The organism is Gilliamella apicola (genome assembly GCF_003202655.1).
Classification (GTDB): Bacteria; Pseudomonadota; Gammaproteobacteria; order Enterobacterales; family Orbaceae; genus Gilliamella; species Gilliamella apicola_R.
This window is the reverse complement of sequence record NZ_QGLR01000005.1, coordinates 1-12095: the sequence shown is the minus strand read 5'-3', so window position 1 is coordinate 12095 and position 12095 is coordinate 1. Positions and strand designations below refer to the sequence as shown.

General features: G+C 35.2%; 10 protein-coding genes, 2 tRNA genes and 1 rRNA gene. 3 read left to right on the top strand and 10 right to left on the bottom strand.

The genetic code is table 11. The features are described from left to right. Positions 1-45: 45 nt before the first annotated feature. The 6 genes from pal to znuA all read right to left on the bottom strand — a co-directional run bounded on the left by pal (position 46) and on the right by znuA (position 7982). Entirely contained in the window at positions 46-522 is a 477-nt protein-coding gene (gene pal / locus DKK70_RS02040; RefSeq protein WP_110432521.1) for a peptidoglycan-associated lipoprotein Pal, read from the bottom strand. A 172-nt stretch (positions 523-694) separates the two neighbouring features. Further along, on the bottom strand, positions 695-1990 hold the full coding sequence (gene tolB / locus DKK70_RS02035) for a Tol-Pal system beta propeller repeat protein TolB (RefSeq protein ID WP_181415890.1): 1296 nt from the start codon (positions 1988-1990) through the stop codon (positions 695-697). A 392-nt stretch (positions 1991-2382) separates the two neighbouring features. Next, a complete protein-coding gene (gene mutM, locus DKK70_RS02030; protein WP_110432519.1) occupies positions 2383-3192 on the bottom strand; it encodes a bifunctional DNA-formamidopyrimidine glycosylase/DNA-(apurinic or apyrimidinic site) lyase in 810 nt (269 codons plus the stop codon). Positions 3193-3205: 13 nt separating this feature from the next. Then, entirely contained in the window at positions 3206-5530 is a 2325-nt protein-coding gene (mrcB, locus tag DKK70_RS02025; RefSeq protein WP_219999653.1) for a bifunctional glycosyl transferase/transpeptidase, read from the bottom strand. Between the two features lie 123 nt (positions 5531-5653). Next, on the bottom strand, positions 5654-7015 hold the full coding sequence (mepM, locus tag DKK70_RS02020; protein WP_110432517.1) for a murein DD-endopeptidase MepM: 1362 nt from the start codon (positions 7013-7015) through the stop codon (positions 5654-5656). A 16-nt stretch (positions 7016-7031) separates the two neighbouring features. After that, on the bottom strand, positions 7032-7982 hold the full coding sequence (gene znuA, locus DKK70_RS02015) for a zinc ABC transporter substrate-binding protein ZnuA (RefSeq protein ID WP_219999652.1): 951 nt from the start codon (positions 7980-7982) through the stop codon (positions 7032-7034). 94 nt (positions 7983-8076) lie between these two features. Between znuA and znuC the strand changes: the two genes are divergently transcribed. From znuC to DKK70_RS02000, 3 genes are all read left to right on the top strand, one after another. Then, positions 8077-8862: a zinc ABC transporter ATP-binding protein ZnuC gene (znuC, locus tag DKK70_RS02010; protein WP_110432516.1), complete on the top strand. Its 786-nt coding sequence runs from the start codon at positions 8077-8079 to the stop codon at positions 8860-8862. Further along, positions 8855-9655 (top strand): zinc ABC transporter permease subunit ZnuB, encoded by an 801-nt coding sequence (znuB, locus tag DKK70_RS02005; protein WP_110432515.1) that lies wholly within the window; start codon positions 8855-8857, stop codon positions 9653-9655. Before znuC ends, znuB begins: the two co-directional genes overlap by 8 nt. 119 nt (positions 9656-9774) lie before the next feature. After that, a complete protein-coding gene (locus DKK70_RS02000; protein WP_110432514.1) occupies positions 9775-11304 on the top strand; it encodes a YifB family Mg chelatase-like AAA ATPase in 1530 nt (509 codons plus the stop codon). Between the two features lie 4 nt (positions 11305-11308). Here DKK70_RS02000 and DKK70_RS01995 read toward each other — a convergent pair whose 3' ends face one another. From DKK70_RS01995 to rrf, 4 genes are all read right to left on the bottom strand, one after another. Beyond that, entirely contained in the window at positions 11309-11647 is a 339-nt protein-coding gene (locus tag DKK70_RS01995; protein WP_110432513.1) for a DUF413 domain-containing protein, read from the bottom strand. 134 nt (positions 11648-11781) lie between these two features. Then, a tRNA-Trp gene (locus DKK70_RS01990) sits at positions 11782-11857 on the bottom strand. An 8-nt stretch (positions 11858-11865) separates the two neighbouring features. Beyond that, a tRNA-Asp gene (locus DKK70_RS01985) sits at positions 11866-11942 on the bottom strand. Positions 11943-11974: 32 nt separating this feature from the next. Further along, positions 11975-12090, bottom strand: a 5S ribosomal RNA gene (gene rrf / locus DKK70_RS01980). Between the last annotated feature and the right edge of the window lie 5 nt (positions 12091-12095).

Sequence of the window (12095 nt, the reverse complement as noted above, 5' to 3'; positions counted from 1 at the left end):
TTAAAAATAAAAAACGGCTGATAAGTCAGCCGTCATAAGATGAGATTAGAATAGATCGTAAGTAATTACTGCACGACGGTTTTTCGCATAAGCTGCTTCGTTGTGACCTAATACTGCTGGTTTTTCTTTACCATATGAGATGATTGAAAGTTGTTCACCAGAAGCACCATTTGCTTGTAGGTAAGATTTAACTGCAGCTGCACGACGTTCACCTAACGCGATATTGTATTCTGGAGTACCACGTTCATCGGCATGACCTTCAATAATCACTTTTAATTTTGAAGAAGTTGCACGAATAAAGACTGCATGGGCATTTAATAATGTTGAATACTCTGATTTAACATTGTATCTGTCATAATCAAAATATACAGTATTAATTTGTTCTAATTTTTGAATTTGAGCTTGAATATCATCTGGTAAAGAAACGTTACTAACAATATTTTTGTTACCGTTTGTACAAGCAGTTGCAGCTATTAATGGTAAAGTAACCGCGGCTACTTTAAGAAATTTAGAAAATTGCATTGAATTAACTCCTTTTTGATTAAATAAATTATTATTTATAAGTTTTTATACTTCTAACCAACTCCAAAGTAACGCCTGTTACTAACTCGAAAGATTAGATATATATATTATAACGACCTCAACTTTTACACAATTTTAATAATAGCATTATTGCCTAAAAATTAGTCACTCTTTATAAATAAGGTGACCAAGAAGGGAATTTTACTTGTCCATCAGTTGCCGGTAACCTTGCTTTAAAATTACCATCAGTTGAAACAAGGTTTAATATAGTATTTAAACCCTGAGAAGAACTGTAGATAATCATAGTGCCATTTGGAGCAATACTCGGAGTTTCATCTAAGAACGTGTCAGTTAATCTTTGATACGTGTTTGTTTCTATATCATATCGAGTAATATGTTGCTCACCATTATTAGTAGAGATCAATGCGATAAATTTACCGTCTGGAGATACACGGGCATTTTGATTTTGGGTATTATCCCATGTTACACGTTGGGCCTCACCACTATTTATATTAATTGAATAAAGTTGCGGGCGCCCGGCTTGATCAGAAGTATAAACTATAGTTTGGTTATCTGGCATCCATGAAGGTTCAGTGTCATTACTGTGGCCAGATGTAATTTGCTTAATTTTCTTAGATTTTAAATCCATCATATATAGATTTAAGTTACCACTTTTTGATAACGCAAAAGCTAATTTACTACCATCAGGTGAAAAAGCTGGAGCGCCATTGTGTTGTGGGAAAGAGGCAATAGTTTGAACAGCCCCACTATCTAAAGTTTTCAATACTAAAGCTGAACGACCACTTTCAAAAGTTACATAGGCTATTTTTTTACCGTCCGGTGACCATGTTGGTGACATTAATGGTTCTTTGGAACGATGAATGGTGATTTGATCAAATCCATCATAATCAGATACACGTAATTCATGCGTATAAAGGCCTTTACTATTTTTTACTACGTAGGCAATACGTGTTCTAAATGCACCTTTGATTCCCGTTAATTTTTCAAAAATTTCATCACTGGCTGTATGAGCAGCATAACGTAACCAACGGTCACCAATGGTAAATTGATTTTGAGCCAAGACAGTACCGGGATGATCAACGGTATCGACTAACTGATAGTTGATAAGATATTCTCCCGAAGCATCAGGTTGGATGGTTCCTACCACTACGGCAGAAATACCAATATTACTCCAAGCAGCTGGATTGACTTGAGAAGCAGTAGTTGGTCTTTGTGGCATTGCAGCCACATCAATTGGATTAAACTTACCACTATTGCGTAAATCAGATGCAATTATGTTATCTATAACTTGTGGAGGTGATCCACTGCCAGTCCATTTAAATGGTACGACTGCAATTGGTTTAGCTGAACTGACGCCATCAGTGATTACAATTCTAACTTCAGCAGTCGCTATCATTGTAGATAATAAAACAAAACAAGCTATCAAAAAGCGGAAAGCAAATTTGATCATCTTAAATTCCTTAATCGAAGCGAAATACATTAGGTTAAAATAAATATAACACCGTATATAAATAAAAAAGATTAAATCTTTAACAATTAACTTAATGCTATTACTTAATAACAGATATTGCTCTTTACAAAACATTGAAAATTTTACCGGAAGAAAGATAGCCGATATTACGTAACAAGTCCATAGTTGTTTGAGTAAAAAAGATTTTTTAACTGCATTATATTATTATTGTTATATTTACAAATACTATTTTTAGGTTACTTATATTATGCCGATTTTGCTAGAGTTAAAAGTAGTCTGGCAACATTTTTTCTATAAATTGAAGATAATTGGGCTAAAGGTACTAAATAATGGAGAATAATCGTAAAAAATAAAAAAATGGTTAGTTACTATGTTTGGCAATCTTCACAATAGAATGTATTACGCTGTCCTATTCGAGCAGACTTTATATCAGATTGGCAAAGTAAACATTTTTCGCCTTCTCTACCATATACTTGGAGTTTTTGCACAAAGTAACCTGGCTTACCATCTGACTGAACAAAATCTTTAAGTGTTGTACCACCTTGTTCTATAGATTTAGCTAGTACTTGCTTAATAGCTGTTACTAATCTTTCAAATTCGGTTAATGTTAGACTATTAACTTTTCGATGTGGATTAATTTTGGCCATAAATAATGATTCTGAGGCATAAATATTACCAACACCTACTACGATATGATTATTCATAATCCAACTTTTAATTGGAATATTTCGATTATGGCCTTTTTCGAATAGATAATTAGCAGAAAAATCATTGCTTAAAGGCTCTGGACCTAAACATTTCAATTGGGTTAATTTATCAATAGAATTAGTCCAAAGCCACGACCCAAAACGCCTTGGATCTGTATATCTTAATATTACTCCATTAACTAATACCAAATCAACATGATCATGTTTAGCTGGTTCTTGGTATGATTCTAATATGCGTAAACTACCTGACATCCCCAAATGTATAACAATCCAATCATGTGTCAATTGTAACAGTAGATATTTAGCACGTCTTTTGATATCTACTATTACTTGACCTTGAGCATCTCTGATTGACTCGTCAATAGGCCAACGAAGTTTTGATTGTCGCACAATAATATGCTTGATAGTTTGGCCCTTTAAATAAGGTAAAATACCCCTTCGACTCGTTTCAACTTCTGGCAACTCAGGCATGGAATAACCTCATTTAATTATTTAACATGTCAGTCAGCCAACTTGGTGCTTGTTGGTCAGGTTCCACTTGAGGACTTACTGCACATAAACTTTGAGGGTTGCTAGTCCATGCAGGTAAAGTTCGCTCACCGCCTCCATTGCACAGCCATTGTCCTTCACTATTAATAGGTAACATATATATATTTTGTGGTATTGGTAGTTGTAACCTTTTTGGCGGATTATTTTGTAAATATTCACTATATATTTTTAATGCTCCGGTAGCACCAGTTAATTTCATTGGTGAATGATCATCAAGTCCTATCCAAATTACAGCGACATTTTTACCATCTATACCAGTAAACCAACTATCACGTGAATCATTACTTGTTCCGGTTTTCGCTGCTAAGTTGAACGAACCATACTTCGCTTTTAATGTACGCGATGTTCCTGACGCAACAACCTGCTGCATTGCATAAGTCGTCAAATAAGCAGCTTGTTGAGAAACCGCTTGAATTTGTTGTGGATAATTTTGATAGACAAGTTCACCCTTATCGGTTAATACATATCTTAAAATAGTAAGCGGTGCTCGTTGGCCATTATTGGAAATAGTTTGGAACATTTGAGCGGTTTCTAATGGCGTTAACTCTAACGCACCCAATAATCGTGACGGTAAATTAGGAATACGATCTTCTGGCACTCCCAACGCTTGTAACGTATTTTTGGTTGCTTCTAAACCTAACGCCATGCCTAAATTAACTGTTGGTACGTTAAGTGAAAGCGCTAACGCATCTACGAGCATCACTTTATCACGAAACTTGCGATCAAAATTCTTCGGTTGCCAATAAGAGCCATTATCAAGTTTGATGGATAATGGACTATCATCTAACCAAGTATTAAGTTGATAACTTGCTGGTTGACCTAATGCTGTTAAGTAGGTTGATGGTTTCGCTAGTGAACCAATTGAACGTCTGGTTAACCACGCCCGATTATACCCAGCATAACGGGGTTCAGCACTGCCAATAATTGAACGAATTTCACCGGTTTCACGACTAACAATAACCATTGCTGTCTGTAACTCTTTATTAGTCGATTTACGTAATGTTTCAATCTCATCCATAACCGATTGTTCTGCTGCGGCCTGAGCAACCGGATCGAATGTTGTGAAGATTTTCATTCCGGAAAGATGGTCAGCTTTGTCACCTAACTGTTTTCGAAGTTCACTTCGTACAACTTGCATAAATGCTGGTTGTGGCGATATCACTCCGCCTTTTGGTAAAACCGAAAGTGGACGTTGGCTAAGTATATTGAATAACTCCCCATCGATAATCCCTTGTTGCTCAGCAAGTTTTAACACGACATTACGACGCTCAATCACTTGTTGTGGTTGTGTCCAAGGATTATAGTATGAAGCACCTTTTACCATACCAACTAAAACTGCTTGTTGATCTAATGTTAATTCATTTACTGGGCGACCGAAATAGTAAAGACTCGCTAATGGGAAACCATGAATTTCTTCACTACCAGCTTGCCCCAAATAAACTTCATTTAAGTAGAGCTCTAAAATACGTTCTTTACTATAACGGGCATCTAAAATGATAGCCATATAAGCTTCACGTATTTTACGAATTAAACTTCTTTCATTTGTTAAAAAGATATTTTTAACAGTTTGTTGCGTTAATGTGCTGCCACCCTCGGTTCGCCCGGTCGTTAAATTAACAAAAACGGCACGAGCGATGGAATAAAAGCTTACACCATGATGATCATAAAAACGTTTATCTTCGGTTGCCACTAAGGTTTTTATTAACGAATCAGAAAATTCTTTTAAAGGTACAAAAAGTCGTTGTTCACCATTTGGAGAGTGCAACATGGTTATCAATTTAGGATCGATCTTAAGTAGGCCAAAATCACGTCCGGTATCTAAATTAGATATACGGTCGATTCTGTTTTCATAAAAAGTAATTTTGACTCGGAATGCTTTTTCTTCACCATCAGGAAAAGTAAATGGTCGACGATAAATTTCAACCGCACCATTTTGTACAATAAATTCCCCCGGACGCATGACTTTACTGTCTTGTTGGCGATACTGCGCACCTTTTAGCAAAGTAACAACATCACTTAGACTATAATCACTATCAGGTTCAAGATCGACTATCTGTCCATAAACAGCTGCAGGTAGTTCCCAGACATTACCATCAATACGCTCTTTAATTTGTTGATCTAGATAAATCCCATAACCGGCTGTAACCGTTGCGAATATAAGAAATAATTTAAATAACAACGGCCAGAGTCGACGCCACAAAGATTTCTTGTTCTTTTTTGAAGCTCTCTTAGTCGATGTCTTTTTTTTTGTTTTTTTCAAATTGCACCTAATATTCTGATTAAATAAAATTGTCCTATAATAACACAACTTTTTAATGAAGCATTGCGCTTCTTATGAATAAGAATTCTTAGCTTAAATAATATGGTAGAATATAAAAAACAATTAAAAATTAAGTTGAGATTGAATACTTTTAACTCTTTCTATGAATGCTTTTTTAGACTTACCGGTTAGCCCCTCATTAATCGGCAAACTGGCTGTTAATGGATTAACTGGTTTATTATTGATATGTAATTCAAAATGCAGATGAGGACCAGTCGAACGTCCAGTGTTACCAGATAAACCAATTTTATCGCCTTGTTTAACTTGTTGCCCTGGTTTCACTAAAATTTTATCTAAATGCATATATGCTGTCATATACTGTCTACCATGGCGTATGGCTATATAATTACCAGCTGAACCACTGTATTTAGCAATCACAACTTCACCATTACCTACCGATAAAACAGGTGTTCCTCTCGATACTGCGAAATCAACACCATTATGAGGAGTAACAATTCCAGTAACTGGATTTAAACGTCGCGGATTAAACCCTGACGATACACGAGCCTTGGCAGCTAAAGGATAGCGGAAAAAACTTTGCGATAGACTATCAGCATTAATATCATAATATTTACCATCATCAGCTAACATAGCATAATAATCTTTATTGCCGTTTTTAAGGCGTACACCAAGTAATTTACTATTAGATAAACGATTACCATGCATTTCACGTGATAAATAGGCTGCAAATTTATCGCCAGCTTTTAAACGTCGAAAATCTAATCGCCATTGTAATGCTCGAGTAATAATACCAATTTCATTACTAGTTAGACCCGCTTTACGTGCATCTGCAACAAAGCTAGATTTTATTTCACCTGTAATACGAACATTTTGCAATGTCCCTTCCATTGTTTCTGTGCTTTCAATAAAGCTATTGCCAGACTTTTCAAAAAGTCGAACATTATTACTTGATATTGTCCAATTAAAACTGAGCAAATTATGATTATCATCCGTCGTCCAACTTACTTGTTGGCCAATTCTCAAATTTGCTAGCTGTTTATACTTACCGGTTAATTGTGCGATATCATTTTTATTAACATTATAACGGTTCAAAATATCGTGTAATGTATCACCCCGTGAAATAGTATATTGCACTGTGTTATCTTTTTCTTCAGCGAGATCATCTAATTCATCTTTAGCTATATCATCTTCGGGCACATCCGACGACTGAGTAACTTTATCAGTTTTTGGTTTAGCGCCAAGCATATCAATTCGTCCATAATCGACAACAACTGAAGACGAGGGGGTATCTGTAACTGTAGTTTGGGCTTGAGAATTCAAAGGAACATACATTGTTCGATCCAAATTTAAAGGTCGCCACAATATAGTTACTAAAATAACAACAACAAGTACACCCAATATTGAAAAATAGGGAATTTTGAAATTTTTCTTTCCAATATTAGGGAATTTAATCAGCTGTGCCAAAATTAACCTTAACTATCTAATTATTTATACTATTTTTATCTAAACAATCCAACAGCTGCTGAGTCAATGCTAATAAAAAGTGTGAATAAGCATCTTTTTCTAACACGATACCGGTTCCTAATGGATTTAACTCACCAATTTGAACGTCTGTACCATTCACTAACTTCTTAATAACTGCAGGACTAAACTGTGGCTCTCTAAAAACACAGACTGCTTGGTGTTCCGCTAGTTCTTTTTGAATTGCATAGACTGTTTGAACGCCAGGCTGTACTGATGGATTTATGGTAAAACTTCCTAGATTTTTTAATCCAAAATGTGATTCAAAATAGCCATAAGCATCATGAAACACAAAATACCCTCTATTTTGGACGTTAATTAGTTTTTTTGCAATATTTTGTTCTGTTTCTGATAGATTTGTAATAAATTCGTTCAGATTGGCATCAAGTAATTGTGCTTTGTTAGGGTACAGTTTAACAAGCTTATCATGGATTGACTTTGCAATAATTTTAGCAATTTTAGGAGAAAGCCAAATATGTTGATCATATTCACCATGATGGTGATCACTATCATCATGAGACTCATGTTTATCATCAGAGTAATGATTAGTTCGAAGCAAAGTCTTAATTTCGGCTATATCCATTAATTCTATCTGTTTTTGTGTATCGATGTTTTTTAAAATAGTTGGCATAAAAGCTTCCATATCCTCACCAACCCAAATGATTAAATCTGCGTTCTTTATTTTAATCAAATCAGATGGTTTTAATGAATAAGTGTGAGGAGAGGCGCCATCTGGTAGTAATATATCGGTATTTGTGACACCAGATGCAATTGCTTCAGTAATAAAACCTATAGGTCTTACAGAAGAAATTATTGTGGCATTAGCATTGGTAACTAATCCTATAAAGGATAAAATAACTAACAAATGAAAACGTAGCAATTGTATAGTGTTTTTAGTTAAATTTTTCACTTTATCATCCAATAATTATAAAATATGATAGAATAAAATCAGTTTATTGTTATAATATAACATAACATGTTGGTCAGCAAGGACTATCACTATCATGAAACAGTTAATGGCGCTAAATAATATTTCGATCGAAATAAATAAGCAAAAAATATTATATGATGTTTCATTATCGATTAACTTAAACCAAATTATAACAATACTGGGTCCCAATGGTGCGGGAAAATCCACACTGGTTAAAGTTATCTTAGGATTAATTTCACCAACAACTGGCACCATTAAACGTGCTTCTGATTTAACTATCGGCTATGTACCCCAATCAATAAATTTAAATCCAACTTTACCAATAACCGTCGAACGGTTTATGCATTTAAATAAACAATTAAGTTATGATGACATCATTAAAACTTTATCATTAGTTAAAGCTGAATATCTTATTGATCGATCTATGCATCAATTATCAGGAGGAGAACTACAACGCGTACTCCTAGCTCAAGCATTAGCAAAACGTCCAAAATTACTAATTCTTGACGAACCTACACAAGGTGTTGATGTTAATGGACAGGTTCTATTATATGATTTAATTATGGATGCGAAAACCGAGTTTAATTGTGGTGTTGTAATGGTTTCACATGATCTACATTTAGTTATGGCAAAAACGGATGAAGTAATTTGCTTAAACCATCATATCTGTTGTTCTGGAACGCCTGCTAGTGTTTCAAATGATCCTGAATTTATCTCTTTATTTGGACAACACGGTGCATCACAAATTGCTCTTTATAAACATCATCACAATCATAATCATGATTTTTGTCAACATCAGCATAATCATCAACATCAAAAAAAGATCTTACCTGAATTAAGTGGACACAACAATGATTGAGTTACTCTTACCTTCTTTACTTGCTGGTTTATGCTTATCGTGTCTAACAGGACCATTAGGAACATTTGTTGTTTGGCGAAGAATGTCCTATTTTGGCGATACGCTATCCCATGCAGCCTTATTAGGTGTCGCTTTTGGCTTTCTTTTAAATATCAATTTATTTTATGCCATTATTTTTGTGACCTTGTTTTTAGCCATCGGACTTTTATGGCTAGAATCGCAAAAACAACTACCTGTTGATACATTATTGGGTATTTTAGCTCATAGTGCTCTTTCACTTGGTTTAGTGGTAATAAGCTTAATGAGTAATTTACGAATTGATTTAATGGCCTATCTCTTCGGTGATCTTTTATCGATAACCATGTTTGATGTTTACCAGATAACAGTTTGTGTAATGATAACTGGTTCCTTACTAATATGGCGTTGGAATCACTTTTTATTTATCACTGTTAGTGAGGAATTGGCATTTAGTCATGGTATTAATGTACCTCTAACAAAATTTATGTTAACTATACTTTTAGCGTTAACAATAGGAATAGCCATGAAATTTGTTGGAGCTTTAATTATTACTGCACTGTTAATCATTCCAGCTGCTACTGCAAAATACTATGCTAAAAATCCGGAATCAATGGCAATAATCGCAATATTAATTGGAATGCTATCAATTTTGGGCGGGATTTTGTTTTCATTAATTTATGATACACCTACAGGGCCTTCTGTTGTTTTAAGTAATACCTGCTTATTTTTCATATCATTATTTATTTCTAAATTCTTTATAAGAACAAAAAATTGAAGTAGTAACAAAATTAGAAAATTTTTTGCGAGTGAACACGCATTTTTAGTCATAGTTCTATGCAGATACTTGAGTTATCAATAAAGTGCTAAAAATCTCAAATTAATGACGATAAAATTATGTCTCTCGCAATTATTTATACAAGAGCCTCTATAGGAATACAAGCACCTCAAATTAATGTCGAGGTGCATATCAGTAATGGATTACCAGGTTTTGTTCTGGTTGGTCTGCCAGAAGCAACCGTAAAAGAATCTAAAGACAGGGTTAGAAGTGCCATTATTAATAGTGGTTTTACATTTCCTGCTAAAAAAATAACTGTTAATTTATCTCCGGCAGATCTGCCCAAAGAAGGGAGCCGTTTCGATTTACCCATAGCAATTGCTATTCTGGCAGCTACAGAACAAATACCTAATGATCATCTTGCTGAATATGAATTTTTAGGTGAATTGGCGTTGTCTGGTGAAATTAAGGCGGTAAAAGGGGCAATTCCCGCTGCTTTGTCATCTAAAAAAAATAATCGCACTTTAATTATCTCTTCTGAAAATCAATCAGAAATATCATTAATCCATCATAATAATACATTAATTACGCATAATTTATTAGAATTGTGTCAATATCTATACAATGAAATTACCTTACCGTCTGTTGAATACAGAGAATATAAAGATGGCGATGAAGATAATCAACTAGCCAATCTACAAGATATCATTGGTCAAGAACACGCCAAAAGAGCTTTAGAGATTGCTGCTGCCGGTGGACATAATTTATTGTTAATTGGCCCCCCTGGAACTGGGAAAACGATGCTAGCCACGCGGTTAACTTCATTATTACCACCATTATCAGATGACGAAGCGCTTGAAAGCGCAGCAATCACAAGTCTAGTCAGCACTAATGGCTCAATTCAAAATTGGCGAATAAGGCCATTTAGAGCACCACATCACAGTGCTTCAACCGCAGCTTTAGTCGGTGGGGGTTCTATTCCTCGTCCTGGCGAAATTTCATTAGCTCACAATGGGGTGCTATTTTTAGATGAGTTACCCGAATTTAACCGTAAAGTATTAGATGCCCTTAGAGAACCTATTGAATCTGGCGAAATTGTTATATCTCGGGCGAATGCCAAAATAAAATTTCCAGCCAAGTTTCAACTTATAGCGGCAATGAACCCAAGTCCCACTGGTCATTATCAAGGAACACATAATAGAACAACACCACAACAAATAATACGTTACTTAAATCGACTTTCTGGTCCATTTTTAGACCGTTTTGATATCTCGATTGAAGTACCATTATTACCTAAAGGTACACTAAGTCAGAAAGTTACCATTACCGAATCAACGGATAAAGTAAAAAGAAGGGTTATGGATGCAAGAAAGATTCAAATGATAAGAAATAAAAAGTTAAACAGTCAATTATCACCAAAAGAAATTCAAATCTATTGCTTATTAACTGATGAAGATAACGACTATTTGGAACAAGCTTTAATTAAATTAGGGCTTTCTGCGCGAGCTTGGCACAGAATATTAAAAGTATCGCGTACTATTGCTGATTTAGATTGCGCAAAAAACATAGAACGAAAACATATTTCAGAAGCACTAAGTTATCGCTCTATGGATCGATTATTAATTCAAATGCACAAAAATATTGGCTAACAAATTAATCATCAGTATCGACAAAGTCATCACCCACATCAACTTGAGGTTTTCCACCCGATAATGTGTGGAAACGTTTTGGTTTGTTGATTTTAGAAAGGTACTTTAACCATGCCTTTTCATAATCAGTAGTAGGTTCCTTTTTCCCTTTACAAACTGCAACAAAAGATTTTTCTTCTGGAGTAGCTGGCTTTTTAGTTTCTGTATCAAGATCTCTAAAAGCACAACCATATTTTTCTAAGATCTGGGCCTCTTTGATAGTAAAATCACCGTGACGAGAAAATCCTCTTGGATAATTCTTGTTATCAAAAAAACGTTGTTGACTTACAAAACTTTCAGTCATGTTATATCCTCTAGATTATAAAAGTACTTGGGCGGGAATTATAATTGACAAAGTTAATCTGTAAACAAAATTTTCTTATTTATATAGATAAATTTGAACAAATGACTAAAATTAAAGCAAAAACATCATTTTTTTGGCAGGGGCGGAGAGTCTCGAACTCCCAACACCCGGTTTTGGAGACCGGTGCTCTACCAATTGAACTACGCCCCTAGATAAGGTGGCGGAACGGACGGGGCTCGAACCCGCGACCCCCTGCGTGACAGGCAGGTATTCTAACCAACTGAACTACCGCTCCACCGTATTTGGTGTGTATATAATAAATTAAAAGTCTGGCGGCACCCTACTCTCACATGGGTAATACCCACACTACCATCGGCACTACGGCGTTTCACTTCTGAGTTCGGCATGGGGTCAGGTGGGACCACCGCGCTATTACCGCCAGACATAT

Bases quoted from the DNA above. Each gene is read 5' to 3' on its own strand.
- mutM (WP_110432519.1), bottom strand. From the start codon at position 3,192: ATGCCTGAGTTGCCAGAAGTTGAAACGAGTCGAAGGGGTATTTTACCT.
- DKK70_RS02000 (WP_110432514.1), top strand. From the start codon at position 9,775: ATGTCTCTCGCAATTATTTATACAAGAGCCTCTATAGGAATACAAGCA.
- DKK70_RS01995 (WP_110432513.1), bottom strand. From the start codon at position 11,647: ATGACTGAAAGTTTTGTAAGTCAACAACGTTTTTTTGATAACAAGAAT.
- pal (WP_110432521.1), bottom strand. From the start codon at position 522: ATGCAATTTTCTAAATTTCTTAAAGTAGCCGCGGTTACTTTACCATTA.
- znuB (WP_110432515.1), top strand. From the start codon at position 8,855: ATGATTGAGTTACTCTTACCTTCTTTACTTGCTGGTTTATGCTTATCG.
- znuC (WP_110432516.1), top strand. From the start codon at position 8,077: ATGAAACAGTTAATGGCGCTAAATAATATTTCGATCGAAATAAATAAG.